Genomic DNA, 19,584 nt, shown 5'->3' with positions numbered 1-19,584 from the left:
TGTCAGTTATAATCATTATAACTGAGTGTTTTATAGCATATTCATGATTATAGCTTTTATAAGACGGCATAAACTTTAAAACCTAGACTTTAAAATAAGACAGTTAATTAGATAGTATTTACCTTTATATCATTAGGATAATTGATGCCCATATCGGTTAAGCACACGACAGTGAATTCATCAGACCATATAAGATCTGATATGCCCGTTTCGGCGCTCGATATGCCGGTGACGGCGCTGGCGGGTGTGGGACCAAAAGTGGCCGAGCAATTAGCCCAATTGGGTATTGTGCGTATTTTTGATTTGCTACTGCATCTGCCGCGTGATTACGAAGATCGTAGCCGACTGGTATCGATAGCTGATGTGGCGCATGGGCAAGCTGCCTTGATTACAGGGCGAGTGGTGCATGTTGATACCAAGCGCAGTGGCATGACGGTGGTGGTCGATGATGATACTGGCACCATTTCGCTGCGTTTTTTTAAGGTGTATCAAGGTCTTGCGCAAACGATGAGTCTTGGCACGCAGCTGCAATTATTTGGTGAAGTAAAGGTGAGTCGTTACGGTAAGCAAATACATCACCCTGAATATCAAATCATTAACAGCAATGAAGCCATCGTTAATACGGGATTACAGCCGATTTATCCTAGCGTTAAAGGCTTGCATCAAAATAAGCTGCGCACGCTAATCAAGCTTGCGCTGCAAACGGTTCGTACTCAAGGTTTACCGATGACCTTGTTCACCCCAGCCGACTTTGACGTGGTGGCTGATTTACCGTTAGCGCCTTTTGAGCCTGCGAAATTAGCAATTGTAGAAACTGATTTTCCAGATGATATATTTTCAACCCTTGCGCGTAGTGTACCTGACAATTCGATTAGTAATAGTGTAAATAATGAAGTTAAGTCAGAGACTGTAAGCACGACTCATAATAACGTTTATAATTTAACCATATTTGAAGCCTTGGTATTGCTGCATACGCCGCCGACCTATACCGACGCAGAGCTACAATATCAGCTGCTGGCGCAACTAAGTGCTCGCACTCATGCTGCCTGTCAGCGTTTAATCATTGAAGAATTAACCGCGCATCAGCTAAGTCTATTATATCGCCGTCAGCAATTACATCAGTATAAAGCACCCAAATGCGCCAGCCAAAGCCCGCTTGCCGATAAACTATTTGGTGCGCTACCATTTGACTTAACCGGCGCGCAGCAACGAGTAATGAAAGATATCACGGCTGATATGGCGACCTCTATTCCGATGCTACGACTGGTACAAGGTGATGTTGGCGCAGGTAAAACTTTGGTCGCAGCAGGCGCAGCAGGCTATGCACTCGATAGTGGCTGGCAAGTAGCGGTAATGGCACCAACAGAAATCTTAGCAGAACAGCATTTGGTGAATTTTAAAAACTGGTTTGAACCGCTAGGCGTCGGCGTTGGCTGGCTCGCTGGTAAGCAAACGGCGAAGCAGCGCCGCGAAGCGTTAGAGGCAGTAAGTGAGAACAGCGTGCAAGTGGTGGTTGGCACTCATGCACTATTTCAGGAGCAGGTACAGTTTGCCAAATTGGGATTGGTTATTATTGATGAACAGCATCGCTTTGGTGTTGAGCAGCGCATGGCCTTGACCAATAAGGGCGTGGCGAATAGCACGCCGCATCAGCTGATTATGACCGCAACCCCGATTCCGCGTACGCTCGCGATGAGCGTTTATGGTGATATGGATACTTCTATCATTGATGAGTTACCACCTGGACGTACGCCAATTACTACGGTGACCATTGACCGTAACCGCCGAGATGAAGTTATTGAGCGTATTGCGGTGAATTGTGAGGCAGGTAGGCAAGCGTATTGGGTCTGCTCATTGGTGGAAGAGTCAAGCGTCCTTGATGCACAAGCGGCAGAAGCGACTTATGAAGATTTAAATGAGCGCTTGGATATTCGCATTGGCTTGGTGCATGGCAAAATGAAATCTGCTGATAAACAAGCCATCATGCAAGAGTTTAAAGCCGGTAACCTTGACTTGTTAATTGCCACCACGGTCATTGAGGTTGGCGTTGATGTACCTAATGCTTCACTTATGGTCATCGAAAATGCCGAACGTTTGGGATTGTCGCAACTACATCAGTTGCGCGGACGTGTAGGTCGTGGTTCGACCAAAAGCTATTGTGTATTACTGTATCAAAAGCCGTTGTCGGAGACAGGCACTGAGCGCTTAAATGTCCTGCGCGAAAGTACCGATGGTTTTGTCATTGCGCAAAAAGATTTAGAGCTGCGTGGACCTGGCGAGCTGTTAGGTAAACGTCAAACTGGTAACGTCGGTTATTATTTGGCCGACCTTATCCGCGATGAGCAGCTGTTTGCTATTGCGCAGCGCTTAGCTAAACAGCTTATTGCCAACCCAACACGTAAAGCTGATGTCAGTCAACTTATCCACCGCTGGATGCCAGAGGCTAGTCGCTATACCAATGCTTAGCAGAGGTTTTAGTAAATAAAAAAGAGGATAGCTAGTGCTATCCTCTTTCGTGTCTAAAAGATAATATTCTTAAAGAAACGTTCAAAAGAAAAATTATTTATCTTTCTTTTCATTCTTATCTTTTTTCTCAGGCTTTTCTTTTTTTGCCCTTTTTACATCTTTTTTAAGATCTTTAAGCTTTTTCTTTTGCTTCTCAATCTTCGCTCTAGTATCTTTGATCTCTTTTTTGAGATCTTTTACTTTCTCTTTATTAGCCATAATTGACTCCTTGGTTTGTGATTCGAACTACTGTTTATCAGTTGTCTTAGCATCATTACAAAGTCAAAGCAGCCTAAGACTAAACTGTTCTACTAATTGATTATATCACCATGACAGTATAATGGTTTTAATGAGTACATTAATGATATTAGCAGGTTGCAAAAATAACGCAATATTAAACTGTAGCTAGCGTGTAAGTTTTTCTAAATATACTTTATAGTTGATTTTATTGCTTTAAAAGTATCGATAACTTTCATCGATACTTTTTATTGATGCTATTGTAATAGGCAGAATCACAGTTGGCTCGAAGCGGTAATAAAGTAAAGTATGTTTAGCGCTAAGCAAGTTGGTCGTCTCAAACTTACCGAAGATGGCATATAAGAGTGATATCCATAGTAGTCAGTAGTAATTTTTCAATTAGATTCAGTAGCTTACTTTATAGTCTTGGCATAAAAATATAGACTCGAAAGATATCTGTACTTATTGACGCGCTGATGAGATAAGCTACAATGTCCAAAATCTATCACTATTTTCAGCCTAGTTTTTAACCTTATCATTAGCTATTTTCATAATAGTAAATGGTGAGTAGTAGCTAGATATTCATTATTGCTCTTATTTATAGAGACCGTTTATGAGTGACCTTCAAGACCCTAATGACAGGCCAGTAGTCGATGCTGATACGATTAGCAAAGCGGAGCTACCACCATACCGTCAAGCTGACGCGCGAGCGCCAAAACCATCGTCAAAATTCCCGTTGTGGTTGTTGCCAGTATTGGCCATTATGCTCGTTATTGGGGTTTTGATTGGTAAGTACTGGGGCGGGGATAAAACGGTGAGCAATGAGCCGCCAACTGCTAACACCGTGCAAAACGATAGCGCAAATCCAAATGTTACCAGCAGCGCACAAGCGGTGCTTTCGGTAGAAACGGTGTCACCAAGCCAAGATAGTATTGGCAACACGCTCAGTGCCGATGGCACCATCAACGCTAAAGATGTTGCTAATGTCAGTGCCAAAGTAAACGGTGTTGCTATCGAACGTGTATTAGTACAAGAGGGCGATCGCGTCAAAGCGGGGCAAGTACTAGCGATATTTGATACCGATGCCATGGAGCAGCAAGTTTTGCAAGCTGAGGCCGATGTTGCTGAAGCTGAAGCAACGCTTGCCAATGCGACTGCCGATGCTGCCCGCGTACTGCCGCTGATTGAGATAGATGCCATTAGTAGACAAGAAGCGGATCGTTATCGCACCTCTAAACTGCAAGCACAGGCGTCACTACAAGCGTCTAAAGCGCGACTGAGCACCCAGCGCTTAAGTGTCAATAATGCCAACGTGGTCGCACCGGTCAGCGGTATTATCAGTGAGAAAATGGCCGAAGTTGGTATGGTTGCTGGCGGTGAGCCATTATTTACCATTATTAAAGGCGGCGTTTTGGAATGGCGCGCGGATATCGATCCGAAACTCCTCGGTGAAGTTAATGTCGGCACGCCAGTACGTGTCAGCTTGCCAGGCGGCGATGCTGTCATGGGGCAAGTCAGCCGCATTGCACCAACTGCCGATGATAACCGTCAAATCACTATTTATGCCAGCCTCGCTGCTAACTCAAAAGTACGAGCGGGCATGTACCAAACGGGCGAATTTTTATTGGGCAGTACCAGTGCTCAAACCGTGCCTAATAGCGCTATCATCAGCAATGATGGCTATGATTATGTGATGCTAGTGACCAATGTCAGCAGCCAAGACGGTAAAAATGTCGGCCGTATCAAACAGCAACGCGTGACCTTGGGTGAGCGCTTTGGTGATAATGTGGCGCTGACAGAGCCACTGCCGGCAGAAAGCCGACTTGTGAAGCAAGGCGGCAGCTTCTTAAACGATGGCGACTTAGTACGTATCGTTGATGGCATGAATACAACCAATGATAAATCGGGCAGCCAAGCTAGTAAAACGGCAACCGCCGCCACTACTGGCACAACCATGCAGGCGCGCTCATGAGTTTAAATGTATCCGCTTACTCGATTAAAAATCCTTTAGTCGCCATCTTGCTGTTTGTGCTGCTAACATTAGGCGGCATCTACGGCTTTATGCAAATGAAGGTGCAGCAGTTTCCTGATATTGACCTGCCAGCAGTGGTAGTTACGGTCACATTACCGGGTGCTGCGCCATCGCAGCTCGAAAACGATATTGCAAAGAAGGTGGAAAATAAGCTCACCAGTATTGAGGGCGTTAAACATATTCGCACCACCCTACAGACAGGCGCTGCGACTATGGTCACTGAGTTTGTCTTAGAAAAAGACATTCAAGAAGCAGTTGACGATGTGCGTTCGGCTGTCGGTGAGGTACGTGGTGATTTACCAGCCGCTGCTAATGATCCCATTATTACCAAAGTCTCAACGTCAGGGTTTCCCGTCGTTACCTATTCTGTTGCCTCTGAAAATATGAATGTGGAAGACTTGTCTTGGTTCGTTGATGATACGGTGACCAAGCGTCTATCCGACATACCGGGTGTCAGTACCGTCAGCCGTATCGGTGGCTTGCAGAGAGAGATTACGGTTGCTGCTGACCCTATTACCTTAAGTGGTCTTAAGCTTTCTATCACTCAGTTATCCAATCAAATCACCGGTATTCAGCAAGACAGCTCAGGCGGTGAGGCAGAGGTCGGCAAAACCACCCAGACCATCCGTGTACTTGGGGCGGTTGAGCGCGCCAGTGATTTAAACAATTTGCAAGTCGCTGTGCCGACAGGCGGTACGCAAGCGCTTGGACGTATGGCGCAAATCACCGATGGCGCTGCTGACCCAAGCTCGATTGCCAAGCTCGATGGCGAAACCGTGGTGGCATTTAATATCACACGTTCGCGCGGTGCCAGTGAAGTTGAGGTTATGGAGTTGGTTGATGCCGAGCTTGCTAAGCTGTCAGACGACGTTGGCAATATCGATATTGAAAAAGTCTACGATAGAGCCACACCCATCGCCGAAGACTATCAAGCTTCCTTACGCATGCTGATAGAAGGTGGTTTGCTAGCTGTAGTAGTGGTGTTCTTATTTTTGCGCAATATCCGTGCCACCTTTGTAGCGGCTGTTGCGTTGCCGTTATCTGTCATTCCTACTTTTTTAGGTATGTACTTATTTGGCTTTAGTCTTAATATTATCTCCTTATTAGCACTCTCATTGGTCATTGGCGTTCTGGTCGATGATGCGATTGTAGAAGTCGAAAATATCATACGCCATTTGCGTATGGGAAAGACGCCTTATGAAGCGGCGATGGAAGCCGCTGACGAGATTGGCTTAGCAGTCGTCGCGACCACTTTTACCCTAATTGCGGTGTTTTTACCGACTGCCTTTATGGGCGGGATTGTTGGGCAATTTTTCCGACAATTTGGTTGGACCGCCGCCTTATCCATATTTGCGTCGTTAATGGTCGCGCGTCTTATCACACCGATGATGGCTGCTTATATATTACGCCCAGAAAAAAAACACGTTGAAAAACAAAGCGCGCTGATGGATTGGTATCTAAAAGTGGTGTCATGGACGCTGCATCATCGCTGGATCACGATGGGGGCGACGTTAATATTATTTGTGGCATCGTTGGCCTTAGTGAAATTACTACCAACCTCTTTTATTCCTGATAATGATATCGACCAGACGCGGGTTGAGATTGAGCTGACCCCCGATGTATCGCTCGAAGATACCGAGCGAGTTTCTGCAATGGCCAGTGAGCGTATTTTGGCCATGCCTGAAGTAACCCATATTTTTACCTCGGTAGGGGAAGCGCAAGCTGCAATGGAAGCCAGCTCAGGCGGTAAAGCTGAAAATATCGCGGGTTTGGATATTGTACTTGCGCCACGAGCAGAGCGCGGTTCTAAGCAAGAGATTGAACGTCAGATAAGCAGCATGTTGGCAGAGGTGCCGGGTGCACGCTTTACCGTTGGTTTATCAAGTGGCGGTGAAACTGGTTATAATTTTTCTCTAACCAGTACTGATCCGCGCCTGCTTGAGCAGACAGTCCAGAAAATGATGGCAGAGATTCGGGCGTTACCAAGTGCCGGCGCTGTCACCAGTGATCGCAGTCTGCCACGCCAAGAGCTGACAGTGACACCAAACAGATTAGCGATGGCTGACAAAGGCGTGACTACGCAAGATATTGCGACCACCTTACGTGTGGCTACCGTTGGAGATTATGAGCAGCGTTTATCTAAGCTTAATTTGGATACGCGGCAGATACCGATAGTGGTGCGTTTACCTGATATTGCTAAGCAAAAGGTCAGTCAGTTAGAAGGTTTATATGTGCCGAGTGCCTTACCAGCAGCTGGACAAGGCGTGCGTGTGGGTGAAGTAGCGTCATTAGATTTTGGTACTGGGCCTGCGCAAATCAGCCGCCTCGATCGTGAGCGGGCGATTAGTATCACCGTTCAGCCTGCCAATGGTGAGCTTGGCGACTTAGTACAAGCGGTTAAGAGTATACCCAGTATGCAGCAGTTGCCAGCGTCTATTACCATTATTGACCAAGGACAAGCAGAAAACATGGCCGAGCTATTTAGCGGCTTTGTGATTGCAATGTCGGTCGGCGTGGTCTGTATTTTAGGCGTGCTTATTTTATTATTTGGCCGTATATTGCAGCCCTTTACCATTTTGATGGCATTACCGCTGTCAATCGGTGGTGCTTTTGTGGGCTTGGTGATTACCAATAGCAGTCTGTCGATGCCATCGATGATTGGTTTTATTATGCTAATGGGTATCGCGACCAAAAACTCTATCTTGCTGGTCGATTATGCATTGATTGCCCAGCGTCGAGGTTTGGCGCGTTTTGATGCCATTATCGACTCTTGTCGTAAGCGTGCGCGGCCGATTATTATGACCACTATTGCGATGGGTGCAGGTATGCTGCCATTGGTATTTGGTTGGGGTGATGTCGATCCTACCTTCCGTCGTCCCATGGCAGCAGCGGTTTTGGGTGGTTTGGTCACTTCAACCTTATTAAGCCTCGTGGTTATTCCCGTGGTTTACACCTTAATGGACGATTTGTCAGGCTGGTTTGGTAAATGGTTGATACCGCATGGTAAAGAGAAGGAAAGTATAGTTGTCGAGAAATAGTCAGTATTACTAAAGTAGTTTCTAGGTCAATCTCACGGGAAGTGGTTGACCTAATTTATTTAGTGGCTAATCAGTTGTTTGCTATCGGCAGAATTTAAATATTTTTAATCAACTATTCAAATTTAAATGGTTTCATTCATGCAGTCTATTTGAAGTGTCTATTAATGGTATTAAAGGTAAAAATAACTGGTTTCGTTGGGTTATCTTAAAATTGAAGTATCTTAAAAGAAGACTAGCATTCAAAGCCTCCAAGTCATTAATCGCTAAGATAGTTTTTTTGCTACACTCTCCTAAAGTCCTGTTACCTACCAATATTTCAAACAGTGAATAGACCTCATGAAAAATATTGAGCCAATAAATCATTTATTTATTAGGACTTACGACAGCCAGCTTGAAGGTCATACTCATGATTACCATCAAATTCTTATACCATTGATGGGTAACATTAGAATGGTCATTAGCAATCAAACTATTAATGTTTCTTATGGAGAAGTATTGGTTATCAAAAAAGGTGTTCAACATCAATTTCAGGCGAGAGAGGACTTTCGTTTTTTAGTAATAAATATAGAGGATATAGGCTTTTTAGGGTCGACATTAAATGAAGCACATTTTTCAATGGACGAAAAAACCTTGTTATATATCTCTTTTGTTGAAAAGCAATTGACCTCTGCTTACAACCAACAGATAAAAGGGATAATGTTTGAGTTATTAAAAGAGCTTCTTGGAAATATGCAGATGAGTAAAAGACTGGATACTCGATTGACTGCAGTTGTTCACACTATTAAGAATGATATCGCCACCAATCACACGATAAAGTCACTTGCTGACATTGCCTGTCTGAGCGAAAGTCAGTTCAAGGTGTTATTCAAAGAGCATCTTGGTTGTATGCCCTACGCTTATATTACCAACCTTCGTATGAAATCTGCGCTTGGCCTCATCCTAAATACTGACACACCTATTGCGATTGTGGCTGAGAAGTGCGGTTATGATAATGTTTCTGCCTTTATACGTCGTTTTTCTAGCGTCTATCACCAGACGCCATACAGGCTGCGTTGTAATAATCAGAATATGAAGCACACAAGAATAAGCTAATCAGCATATATTTCAATCTATTCCCACAAACCCTGCAGCATCAATTTTATTATCATAGCGGCATCATTCGAATGCACGCTAGGTAAAGATATGAAATTGAATTTTCACAATCAATCGAAGCAGGATATTGTAAATTTTGCTGCACCTATAGGATTTTTGGCAATATGGAGTGGTGGTGCTATCTGTGCAAAGGTTGGTTTGCAATATACCGACTCTTGGAGCTTTTTATTTTTAAGATCAGCAATCGCTTTATCACTGCTACTAGCCATCTATCTAAAATCTGCCCATAAAAAAATAACTATCACTGAGCTTAAGAAAGACCAGCTCAGAGGCATTATATTTTCAGGTCTATTGCTACAAGTACTCTATTTAACGTTTTATTTTTCAGCTATTAACACAGGACTATCCCTTGGCATTATTATACTAGTGCTTGGTATACAGCCAATTATAACGTCGCTACTAAGTGCAAATACGATTAGCGTTAAAAACTTAATACTACTAGCGATTTGTTTTTCAGGCTTGGTGTTATCAACATTGGGCTATCATAGTATTAATAAAATAAATGCTTTAGGTATGCTACTTTCCGTACTGGCATTACTATCCATCACGTTTGGTACTATTGCTCAAGCTAAGGTTAAAACGCCGCCTATTTTAACGTTATTGATTCAGACTATATTTTCATTTTTTATATTCTTAGTAGTGGTTATTTATAAAGGATTATCCTTTGAGGTCAATGCTTCTTCTTTACTATCATTGGTATGGATGGGCGCAGTGGTTTCTGTAGGGGCATATTTATTATTGATACTTATGCTCGAATATAGCGCCGCAGATAAAGTAAGCACCTTATTCTTCTTGTTGCCTTTATTAACGATGATATTAGAGAGTCTGGTTTTTGATAGCACTTTGAGCGCATTAACTATTTTCGGTGCTATTTTGGTCTGCGTAAGCTTGTTCATTTATCAGACTCAAAAGTCTTCTTAAGATAGCAAATGCTTTTGGAGTAGGTAAGTATGGTTTTTTAAATTAAAAATAACTGAATTTATCCTCAGAAATATCACTTCATTTCGACAACCAAATACACTGTCACTGTTTCAGTAGATTAGTGCTTTGACATACATAGCGTACAGCTAAGTATTTATAATTTATGAATGTAAATCTTTTACAGGCTTTATATTCCGTCTAGCAATCCGCCAAAATCCCCGCTATCCAATCCTTCTCCATAATCTAATCTTACCAACATGAATTATATTCATCTTATGTTTAAATAGTATCGTTTTTATTCATGTAATGGTTTAGGTATGATTCATCTCATACAGAAATTTGGTTTTATCTCAATTAATGAGAGTAGATTAAGGTAGTGGATTATCATGAGTAAGCAATTTACATATTCAATCTCGAGCATTCGTTTTGATGAAAACTATCAGCCTGCAGACAGCACACGTCTGACGACTAACTTTGCGAATTTGGCGCGTGGGGAGAGTCGTCAAGAGAACTTACGCAAAACGCTGACTATGATAAATAACCGTTTTAATGATCTCGCGCATTGGGATAATCCAACCGCCGACCGTTATTCCGTTGAAGTTGATATCATTTCTGCAGACTTAGATATCGAAGGTAATGGCAATACATTTCCAGTCATTGAAACGCTAAAAACAACGATTATCGACCATAAAGAAAACAAGCGTATTGACGGTATGATTGGCAATAGTTTCTCATCTTATGTGCGCGATTATGACTTTAGCATCGTACTGCCAGAACACTTCGATAACAATCCAGCGTCGCCACCACCAGCAGATTTTGGTGATTTGCATGGCAAACTGTTTCAACATTTATTGAACTCAGAGGTTTACCAAGCCAGCTTTAATAAACAACCTGTGATTTGTCTGAGTGTATCGAGCAGTAAAGTCTATCAGCGTACCGGCAATCAGCATCCTGTATTAGGGTTTGAATATAAACAAGATGAATATTCGTTGACCGATGACTATTTCCATAAAATGGGCTTAACGGTGCGCTACTTTATGCCATCAGGTAGTGTGGCGCCTTTAGCATTTTACTTCGCCGGTGACTTGCTACGTGATTACACCGACCTTGAGCTGATCAGTGCCATCAGTACTATGGAGACCTTCCAAAAAATTTATCGCCCTGAAATTTACAACGCCAACTCGACGGCTGCTCAAGTGTATCAACCTAGTTTGAAATACCAAGATTACTCACTGACTCAAATTGTCTATGACCGCGAAGAGCGTAGCCAGATGGCAGTGACGCAAGGCAAATTTACGGAAGACGAGTTTATCAAGCCCTATCTAGCAATTCTTAATGAGTGGGCGGCAAACTATGTTGTGACAAGCGATACCGTTCAAAAAGAAGCGGTTAAAAAACGCGCTGCCTAACAGAGCCTTACTAACCGACATATAGAAGATTAGACAATAAAAAAGAGTAATTAACATGGAATTATTATTACCGACGTCAACAGCGGGCAGCTTACCGAAACCCTCTTGGTTGGCAGAACCTGAGAAAATTTGGTCACCTTGGGCATTAGAAGGTGAGCAGCTTATAGAAGCCAAACAAGATTCGCTACGTTTAACATTGCAAGAACAGAGACATGCAGGCATTGATATTGTCAGTGATGGCGAGCAGACCCGTCAGCATTTTGTCACCACCTTTATTGAACATCTTGATGGTGTCGATTTTGAAAAGCGTGAGACCGTTCGCATTCGTAATCGCTATGATGCGAGTGTGCCGTCAGTCGTGGGTAGCGTAAGCCGTCAAAAACCTGTATTTGTGGAAGATGCGAAGTTTTTACGTCAGCAAACCGATCAGCCAATCAAATGGGCGCTGCCCGGTCCTATGACCATGATTGATACATTATATGATGGTCATTATAAAAGCCGTGAAAAATTGGCGTGGGAATTTGCTAAAATCTTGAATCAAGAAGCCAGAGAATTAGAAGCGGCGGGTGTCGATATCATCCAGTTTGATGAACCAGCATTTAATGTGTTTTTTGATGACGTCAACGACTGGGGTATTGCTACGTTAGAGCGTGCTATAGAAGGTTTAAAATGTGAAACAGCAGTACATATCTGCTACGGCTACGGCATCAAAGCCAATACTGATTGGAAAAAGACACTGGGTTCGGAGTGGCGTCAATATGAGCAAGCATTCCCTAAATTGCAGCAGTCTAATATCGATATTGTCTCTTTAGAGTGTCAAAACTCACATGTACCGATGGACTTGATTGAATTGATTCGCGGTAAAAAAGTGATGATTGGTGCCATTGATGTGGCAACCAATAATATTGAGACGCCTGAAGAGGTTGCGGATACACTACGCAAGGCACTACAATTCGTTGATGCGGACAAGCTGTATCCTTCGACCAACTGTGGCATGGCACCGCTATCGCGCCAAGTTGCCCGCGGTAAATTGAATGCTCTAAGCGCAGGCGCGGCAATCGTACGTCAAGAGCTGACGGCTTAGAATTTAACAGCTAAGCTTATGAAAAATTTAGCTTTTATAGCTTGGATTTTTAACTCCGTCTATACAAGCTTGTTTAAAATCATGAGTGACCTCAGTTATCAATGTACTTACCGATTTAAAATTTAGGATTGCAGCAATGAGTAAAGATGTGATTGAAGCAACCGACTTTAGAGATGCTATGTCTTTATTGACGACCGCCGTCAATGTGGTCACCACCAAAGGTAGCTCAGGTGCCCATGGGTTTACCGCATCGGCGGTATGTAGCGTGACCGATACACCGCCAACATTGCTTGTCTGTATGAATCAAACATCTCGCTCGCATGTCCATTTTCTTGAAAATAAAACCTTAAGTGTCAATGTGTTGGGCGCACAGCATGAGCCAGTATCTAATGCCTTTGCGTCTAAATTATGCTCAGAAGAGCGGTTTCAACAAGGCTCTTGGACTGATTTAGTCACAGGAGCTCCTGTATTAGAGGATGCATTGGTCAGTTTCGACTGTGAGATTGAGGATATTCAGCAAGTCGGCACGCACAGTGTTTTTATGTGCCGAGTTGTCGCCATCAAACGCTCTGAACAACGAGACGGGGCTGATGAAAGTTTGGTATATTTCAACCGCGCTTACCATCAAGTGGGCCAAGTAGAAACCGTTTAAGCTGACTTTCTCACATTTACTACCTAATTGTTATCTAACTATAGTCAGCTCAATACTAAGAAGATACAGTGATAGTGGAATGAATTTTTTGTAGCCTCTGTCGGCATAGGCATAGGCATAGGCATAGGCATAGGCATAGGCATAGGCATAGGCATAGCAAGCTAGAAAAATTTGTACCAGTTTCACGCTGTCAGATGATGTATCCATTTTATTCAGTATCGACTATAAAACTATCATTTAACCGAGAAGTAGCTATCCTGTGGAACTAATAATTTTCTTAACAATAGGCGCTCTAGCAGGATTTGCTGCGGGGCTGTTTGGGGTGGGCGGCGGCACGATTATCGTACCACTATTATTTATCGTCTTTACCCAAATGGATTACAATCCTGACAGCATCATGCATTTAGCGTTAGGTACGTCGCTGGCGACCATCATTGTCACCTCTATCAGCTCGCTCATGGCGCACAATAAAAAGGGCGCGGTCATGTGGCCTGTCTTTAAAAATCTGGCACCAGGCTTAGCGATTGGCTGTTTTTTGGGCGCGGGGATAGCAGGGCAAATATCTGGGCTATACCTTCAGCTTATTGTTGGCGTATTTTTGCTGTGGGTCGCTTATAAGATGTTTTTTGGTGGTAAAAAGCAGGTCGCTGCTAATGTTAGCAGTGCTAGTGGTGCCAACGATGCTAATTCAGAATTGCCTTCAAAACCTAAACAACTAGCGGCAGGCGGGGTTATCGGTGTCGCTTCTGCCATTTTTGGTATCGGTGGTGGCAGCTTAACCGTCCCTTATCTCACGCGTTATGGTGTGGTCATGCAAAAAGCTGTTGGCACCTCAGCGGCGTGTGGATTGCCGATTGCCATTGCTGGTGCGTTAGGGTTTATGATTTTTGGGATGCAGCAGCAAGTTGATGTGCCTAATACCATTGGTTTTGTGCACATTTATGCTTTTTTAGGGATTAGCATCATGAGCTTTTTTACCGCAAAAATAGGCGCAAAAGTTGCTCATATATTATCACCGCAACTCTTAAAGAAGTGTTTTGCAGTATTATTAACTGTGGTGGGATGTTATTTTCTTTTTAAAGGGTTCATTTGAGCATAAAAGGCCCCTGCTAGTATTGAATTAACAATAGCAGGGGCACAAAAGAAATCAAAGCGATAAGACGTTATTACTTGCTCGTCACCGCAGTTGTCAGAGAGTAATAACGTCTTCTGGATTTGTATTGCGAGCATACTTTTTAGAAGACCACTAAATTAGAATTTCACATTCAACCCTAGGGTAAAGTTGCGCCCCATTTGTGGCACATAGGGTAAGAAAGAGTTGTGAATATAGATTTTCTCATCCAGTAAGTTATTTGCACGTAGCGATAAGGTATAGTCAAAATTGCCGTAAGCACTTTCATAGTCTGCGCCAAGATTTAACAAATTGTAGCCCTCCGTTTTATTTTCTGTGATCAGTCTAGGCTGAATCAACAGTGAGTTATTATCATATTGGCGTTTAGTGCCATCTTCATCATATTCAAGCGGTTTGATAGCAATGGTTGAGGTAGTCACCTTGTTTTGCTCAAACACATGGCTATAATCCATATTGACCGAAAGCTTATCCGTTAAATAGTTGTTATAACGAAAACCTAGGCGGGCAGGTGGCACACGTGGTGCATTGGTACCGGGGCGCTCTAGTACATCTGTTCCCAGTTTTTCAGGATAGCTCAACACACAGTATTCGAGCGCCTCAGCTAAGTCATTAAGGCTACAGGACTCATCAATTTCTAAGATAGGATTGGCTTGCTCGTTAGACAACAACACACAATCTGATAATTGACCGGCAATCTGCTCACCGCTTAAACCCTCGCAGCTAGGCTTTAGACCCAAGACTTCAGAGCTTTCACCATACAAGGATTTCCCTACAACAGGCGCTAGTGAGCCAATTTTACCCCGCACAAAATCACCAAATACCGTCAGCTTCTGATTGGGTGTCACCTGATAGCTAATATCGCCTTCTAAACCATAAAAGTTCGCTGTTGTCTGATTATAGCGGCGCATATATAAGTCGCCAAACTTGGTAATGTTCTCATTGAAGATGTAGTTATCAAAGTCATTGTAATAGCCACTTAAGTTATATTCCCAGTCCTCCCCAAAGTGGGAGATACCTAGCTCAATGTTATTTGATCGTTCTTTTTTAAGGTCTTTATTACCATATTCAAACGAGTTGGTCGCCAAATGCTTACCGTTATAATATAGCTCCATCGGGGCAGGTAGGCGCTCATTGTGTGACGCGGTAAATGATAGGCGGTACTCCGGATCAAAGTCCCAAATAATGCTACCCGCATAAGAGGTGGCATCTTCTTCGTAAGGGCTGAGATCTGGATGCTCAACTTTATTGGAATCTAGAGAAGGAAAGCCAGAGTTTAGCCATTCAAGTTTTCTATTCAATAAGTCTTGGTCGTATTCAACCGGTGTTTTTTGTTTTTCCCAGCGAGCTGCTGCCTCGAAGGTGAAGTCCCCAATCTCATATTGCTCTAACCCAAACACGCTTAGATTCTTATTGGTATGAGGAACAAGTAAATACCGAGGATCAGCTTTAGATGTATCACCCCAACTGGGTAGATAAGGTACTTCTGCACTCATCTCCTGCTTTTGATACTGCATGCCAAGCATACCGCTAAATCCATTAACGGGCGTATGATACGTTTCCAATCGGCTATTAAAGCCCTTGTTGTTAAAAATCGCTGCAGCGTGCCCTTTATCCAATCTAAGATCTAACCCTTCTCCTATGCCAGTGGTACGATCAGGGTTACCAGGATCTTTCTCGTCGTGATAATAGTCGGCATAAGTGAGGCTAAGCTTAACCTTATCAATGCCTTTAAGCGGCTCACGTAGCTCACCACGCACATCATAGCGATCTGAGGTCATATCTACCCAAGGGCCTTTGTGATTATGATTATGCTCAAAGCCAAGAGGCTGGTCATGATTGTGTTCATGCCCGTGATCATCTGCATGCCCACCCACATGACAGCCATCAAAGTGCGGAAAATCAATAATGTCATTGTCATCCATCAAGTGCGGATAGGCATTAAGGTAGTAGCGACCATGAAAGCCAGTTTCTGCTGAACCAAGCCAGTTAATAAAGTGACCATCACAGCTGTCATAATTATGATTGTGGCCAGGGATGCCGTATACATCTTCACGGCGACTATAAGAGGCGCCGATATAACCCATATCATCAATCCAAGATAACCCGATCGTACCTACTTTTGACTTGTTATAAGAATCTGGTAAATAATCAAGCGTTACATCTGACTTAAATTCAGGTACTTCGTAGTTACCAGCATGTCGGCTCAGCCCCTCTACACGCAGTGCAATATGATCGGTTAATCCAAAGGTAGCACCTGCTGTTGCCAGTTTTTCTTGGTTATTGGTGTTGTAACGAAGCAGCGCTTCACCCTCTACCTTGTCATTAAAATTGCCACGCGGCATCTTATCTGGGATTCGTTTGTCCACCACATTCACCACTCCAGCTGATGACGCTGTGCCGTATAGCAAGGTAGAAGGCCCGCGCACTAGCTCGACGCGTTCGGCAAGTAAGGTATCGGTAGCAATGACGTGATCTGGTGACATGTTGGAGACGTCCACCACATCGGTACCATTTTGTAGAACTTTAATCCGTACCCCATCTTGTCCACGGATGATAGGCGCTGATGAGCCACCGCCAAATGGATTGCTATGGACACCAAGCTCTTCAGACAAAGCATTGCCCAAAGTCGCTGAGCGTAGACTTAATTGTTCGCGATTAATCACCACATCGCTGGCTTTTTGAGTATTGCCAAAAGCCAAAGCAGAAGGGCTGATGGATTGGGCTTCGACGACTATGGTATCCAATGTGGTTGAAGGAGATACTTTAGAAAGATGGTCGTTTTTTATCTCACTCATATGCCTGCTGTCAGCATAAGCGTGATTTGCGTAAGTAATCATAAGCGCATAAACAGCAATAACTAGCGGTTTTCTTTTCATAATGTGCCTGAAATTAATGATGAAAATTTATAGGTGTTAACTGAGGTTGCGTAAATTCCCCCTTATCAGCGGTCGACACTTATTTATCTTGTTGGCCCTTCTTATCTTCATAAAGATTCAATAAGTAACTTCGACCGCTTATGCCTCGGGGCTTAAGCGCTAGATACGTCAAATCAGTTATTCATAAAGCTAGTTGTAAATTAAAGATATGATTTCAATTTACTTCGGAATGTTATAATATAACATATCATTTAAATTACAAGAGAAATTTATCAGACGTTGTATTTGCTTCTTTGCCGCTAGTGATTTTCATGTCCCATATCGTAAATGACAGTAGGGGTTGTTTACCTAATTTGACTTTTAGGCCGATGCTCTCGAGCTAGATCACTTTTTCTAGCAACCATCTTTTAGCGACTATTTTATATATTGATATGTTATATTATAACATTAAGGTAAAATGCTATGGCAAAGCATAAGTAATCGTAAGTTAGACAAGAGACAGCGCTTAAATTCCATTCAATATTTTTTATAAATAATAGGTTGTTATGAGAAACAGCGATAATAATAAAAAAATGCTTAAGCCACTTAATGTCGCTACCTTAGTGGTCGTACTAGCATTTCATGCTGCTACTGGCTGGAGTGTTGTTCATTCTGAGATGCCCAAATCTGTGGTTAAACAACCAAAAGACACGCCACCTATTGAGATTAAGATTGTGGAAACACTTTCTGAGCCAGTTATTAAGTCTGAACCTGTTGTTAAGTCTGAACCTGTTGTTAAGTCTGAACCTGTTGTTAAGTCTGAACCTGTTGTTAAGTCTGAACCTGTTGTTAAGTCTGAGCCTGTTATTAGTTCTGAACCTGTTGTTAAGTCTGAACCTGTTGTTAAGTCTGAGCCTGTTATTAGTTCTGAAGAGACTGATCGACAACAATGGGAAAGCGAGCAACTCGCAGCGAAAAAACAAACCGAGCGTCAAGCTGAAGCACAGCGCAAAGCGAAAGAGGATGCAGAACGTCAGGCTAAAGTACAGAGCAAAGCCAGAGAGGATGTGGAGCGTCAGGCCAGAGAAGCTGCCAGCAATCAGCCGGTTAATTTTTCGGCAAGTCAAGCAAGCTGGGAAAGCATGCCAACGTTTAATTTTCCCGAAAGAGCGGCACGCCGAGCGCATTCAGGTGAGACGTTTACCGTACAGTTGCGCCTTCAAGTAAACAGACAAGGGGATATTGATAGTGTGAGCATTGCCTTGTCTTCTGGCAATGCTGCTATCGATCAAGCCGCGATACGACAAGCCAAACAAGGCAGATTCCATCCTTTTAAACAAAACGACGTGGCAGTGGTAGGTATGGTTACCTTACCAATAACTTATGTCGCACCGCGTTAGATGGGTTTGTAATAAAAACATCAACCGTTTTTACTAAACATTTTTTACCTAGCAGCTTTTATCAATGCTACTTCACTCATCATAGATTTAATCATTACCAACACCTTGTCTTAAGGGCTATTTATGGATTTTTTTGAATACTGGCAATATACCGATACCATTTCTAAAACACTGTTTTTTATTTTATTAGGCTTATCTATTGTTACTTGGATAGCAGGGATTTTACGCTTCATTGATAGCCTGCATCTAAAAACGCAAGCGCATGACTTGGTCAAAAACAATATAACGCTAATGGATAGGGAGTCGGTTGAACAACGTTTGCTACAAAACATCGGACGTATCCGACACCGTAGCGAAAAGGGGCTTACCATCATGGGTACAACGGCTTCTATCGCCCCATTTATTGGCTTGTTTGGTACAGTGTGGGGCATCTTTCATGCTTTGCATGGTATTGCTCAAGCTGGGCAGGCAGGGCTAGCGCAAGTGGCAGGACCAGTGGGCGAGGCTTTAATCATGACAGGGCTAGGTTTGGCGGTGGCAATACCTGCTGTTATCTTTTACAACATTGCCACTCGCATTAATCGCAATGTGATGTACCTAGCCAATGATACTGCTTACGGCGTGCTAGCAAATATTAAGGAGCAGGCAGATTCTCAAGCTCAGGCAACAGCTAGAATAAGCCCGCAAAATAAAAATAAAGAGGGCAATACAAATTCAGCGAGCCCAAAGATTAAGGAAGGCAGCTATGGCATTTAAGTTAGGTGATGATGACATGGTGAGCATGAATGAGATGAACCTCATTCCGCTGATTGATATTATGTTGGTATTGATGATTATATTTTTAGTGACAGCAACCGTGCTAAATCCTGCCATCCCTCTACAATTACCCAAAACTTCAGCAAAAATGAGCGAAGTACCTCCTAAAGTTATTCAAGTCAGTATTGATAAAGATGCAGGAATTTTCTGGGATGACCAACCAATTAGTATGGCAGAGTTAGAAAAAAGATTTCATGAGGTAAGTCACGTATTAGCTATGCCTGATACTCCAGCCCCTACTGTTCGTTTGCGAGTAGATAAAGAAAGCAGGTACGATACTGTGGCTCAAGTGTTAGCGGCCGCAAGTGAGGCAAAACTAGCGAATATTGCTTTTGTAACGGATTGATTGTT

The 19,584-nt window shown here is 43.1% G+C and carries 14 protein-coding genes; 12 read left to right on the top strand and 2 right to left on the bottom strand.

Translation table 11 applies throughout. The features are described from left to right. Positions 1-144: 144 nt before the first annotated feature. Positions 145-2,466, top strand: a complete 2,322-nt coding sequence (recG, locus tag FHS24_RS10470) for an ATP-dependent DNA helicase RecG (RefSeq protein ID WP_183621084.1) — start codon at positions 145-147, stop codon at positions 2,464-2,466. 93 nt (positions 2,467-2,559) lie between these two features. Here recG and FHS24_RS10465 read toward each other — a convergent pair whose 3' ends face one another. Beyond that, positions 2,560-2,724 (bottom strand): hypothetical protein, encoded by a 165-nt coding sequence (locus FHS24_RS10465; RefSeq protein ID WP_183621083.1) that lies wholly within the window; start codon positions 2,722-2,724, stop codon positions 2,560-2,562. 631 nt (positions 2,725-3,355) lie between these two features. On the opposite strand from FHS24_RS10465, the gene FHS24_RS10460 reads away from it, so the two are divergent. From FHS24_RS10460 to FHS24_RS10425, 8 genes are all read left to right on the top strand, one after another. After that, the gene (locus FHS24_RS10460; protein ID WP_183621082.1) at positions 3,356-4,714 is read left to right on the top strand and encodes an efflux RND transporter periplasmic adaptor subunit; all 1,359 of its coding nucleotides are present in this window, start codon (positions 3,356-3,358) and stop codon (positions 4,712-4,714) included. Further along, complete coding sequence (locus tag FHS24_RS10455; protein ID WP_183621081.1) at positions 4,711-7,812, top strand: efflux RND transporter permease subunit; 3,102 nt, start codon at positions 4,711-4,713, stop codon at positions 7,810-7,812. Before FHS24_RS10460 ends, FHS24_RS10455 begins: the two co-directional genes overlap by 4 nt. A gap of 336 nt (positions 7,813-8,148) precedes the next feature. Further along, positions 8,149-8,904: a helix-turn-helix transcriptional regulator gene (locus FHS24_RS10450; RefSeq protein ID WP_183621080.1), complete on the top strand. Its 756-nt coding sequence runs from the start codon at positions 8,149-8,151 to the stop codon at positions 8,902-8,904. A 90-nt stretch (positions 8,905-8,994) separates the two neighbouring features. Continuing rightward, the gene (locus tag FHS24_RS10445; protein WP_183621079.1) at positions 8,995-9,885 is read left to right on the top strand and encodes a DMT family transporter; all 891 of its coding nucleotides are present in this window, start codon (positions 8,995-8,997) and stop codon (positions 9,883-9,885) included. A 386-nt stretch (positions 9,886-10,271) separates the two neighbouring features. Continuing rightward, on the top strand, positions 10,272-11,294 hold the full coding sequence (locus FHS24_RS10440) for a DUF1852 domain-containing protein (RefSeq protein ID WP_183621078.1): 1,023 nt from the start codon (positions 10,272-10,274) through the stop codon (positions 11,292-11,294). 55 nt (positions 11,295-11,349) lie between these two features. Continuing rightward, positions 11,350-12,378, top strand: a complete 1,029-nt coding sequence (locus FHS24_RS10435) for a methionine synthase (protein WP_183621077.1) — start codon at positions 11,350-11,352, stop codon at positions 12,376-12,378. 148 nt (positions 12,379-12,526) lie between these two features. After that, positions 12,527-13,030 (top strand): flavin reductase, encoded by a 504-nt coding sequence (locus FHS24_RS10430; protein ID WP_183621101.1) that lies wholly within the window; start codon positions 12,527-12,529, stop codon positions 13,028-13,030. 259 nt (positions 13,031-13,289) lie between these two features. Next, positions 13,290-14,123 carry a sulfite exporter TauE/SafE family protein gene (locus FHS24_RS10425; RefSeq protein WP_183621076.1) on the top strand — a complete coding sequence of 278 codons (834 nt, stop codon included), beginning with the start codon at positions 13,290-13,292 and terminating at the stop codon, positions 14,121-14,123. Between the two features lie 158 nt (positions 14,124-14,281). Here FHS24_RS10425 and FHS24_RS10420 read toward each other — a convergent pair whose 3' ends face one another. Continuing rightward, complete coding sequence (locus FHS24_RS10420) at positions 14,282-16,957, bottom strand: TonB-dependent receptor domain-containing protein (protein WP_227671797.1); 2,676 nt, start codon at positions 16,955-16,957, stop codon at positions 14,282-14,284. A gap of 626 nt (positions 16,958-17,583) precedes the next feature. Here FHS24_RS10420 and FHS24_RS10415 point away from each other — a divergent pair. The 3 genes from FHS24_RS10415 (at position 17,584) to FHS24_RS10405 (ending at position 19,579) form a co-directional block, all read left to right on the top strand. Next, positions 17,584-18,417: an energy transducer TonB gene (locus FHS24_RS10415; RefSeq protein WP_183621074.1), complete on the top strand. Its 834-nt coding sequence runs from the start codon at positions 17,584-17,586 to the stop codon at positions 18,415-18,417. Between the two features lie 123 nt (positions 18,418-18,540). Further along, the gene (locus FHS24_RS10410; protein WP_183621073.1) at positions 18,541-19,173 is read left to right on the top strand and encodes a MotA/TolQ/ExbB proton channel family protein; all 633 of its coding nucleotides are present in this window, start codon (positions 18,541-18,543) and stop codon (positions 19,171-19,173) included. After that, positions 19,163-19,579: an ExbD/TolR family protein gene (locus tag FHS24_RS10405; protein WP_183621072.1), complete on the top strand. Its 417-nt coding sequence runs from the start codon at positions 19,163-19,165 to the stop codon at positions 19,577-19,579. Before FHS24_RS10410 ends, FHS24_RS10405 begins: the two co-directional genes overlap by 11 nt. The last annotated feature ends 5 nt before the right edge of the window (positions 19,580-19,584 follow it).

The organism is Psychrobacter luti, from assembly GCF_014192115.1.
In the GTDB taxonomy this organism is placed as follows: Bacteria; Pseudomonadota; Gammaproteobacteria; order Pseudomonadales; family Moraxellaceae; genus Psychrobacter; species Psychrobacter luti.
This window is presented reverse-complemented; position numbering and strand designations above follow the sequence as displayed.

Bases quoted from the DNA above. Each gene is read 5' to 3' on its own strand.
- FHS24_RS10410 (WP_183621073.1), top strand. From the start codon at position 18,541: ATGGATTTTTTTGAATACTGGCAATATACCGATACCATTTCTAAAACA.
- FHS24_RS10420 (WP_227671797.1), bottom strand. From the start codon at position 16,957: ATGAGTGAGATAAAAAACGACCATCTTTCTAAAGTATCTCCTTCAACC.
- FHS24_RS10440 (WP_183621078.1), top strand. From the start codon at position 10,272: ATGAGTAAGCAATTTACATATTCAATCTCGAGCATTCGTTTTGATGAA.
- FHS24_RS10465 (WP_183621083.1), bottom strand. From the start codon at position 2,724: ATGGCTAATAAAGAGAAAGTAAAAGATCTCAAAAAAGAGATCAAAGAT.
- FHS24_RS10460 (WP_183621082.1), top strand. From the start codon at position 3,356: ATGAGTGACCTTCAAGACCCTAATGACAGGCCAGTAGTCGATGCTGAT.
- FHS24_RS10455 (WP_183621081.1), top strand. From the start codon at position 4,711: ATGAGTTTAAATGTATCCGCTTACTCGATTAAAAATCCTTTAGTCGCC.
- FHS24_RS10405 (WP_183621072.1), top strand. From the start codon at position 19,163: ATGGCATTTAAGTTAGGTGATGATGACATGGTGAGCATGAATGAGATG.
- FHS24_RS10450 (WP_183621080.1), top strand. From the start codon at position 8,149: ATGAAAAATATTGAGCCAATAAATCATTTATTTATTAGGACTTACGAC.
- FHS24_RS10445 (WP_183621079.1), top strand. From the start codon at position 8,995: ATGAAATTGAATTTTCACAATCAATCGAAGCAGGATATTGTAAATTTT.
- FHS24_RS10435 (WP_183621077.1), top strand. From the start codon at position 11,350: ATGGAATTATTATTACCGACGTCAACAGCGGGCAGCTTACCGAAACCC.
- recG (WP_183621084.1), top strand. From the start codon at position 145: ATGCCCATATCGGTTAAGCACACGACAGTGAATTCATCAGACCATATA.
- FHS24_RS10415 (WP_183621074.1), top strand. From the start codon at position 17,584: ATGAGAAACAGCGATAATAATAAAAAAATGCTTAAGCCACTTAATGTC.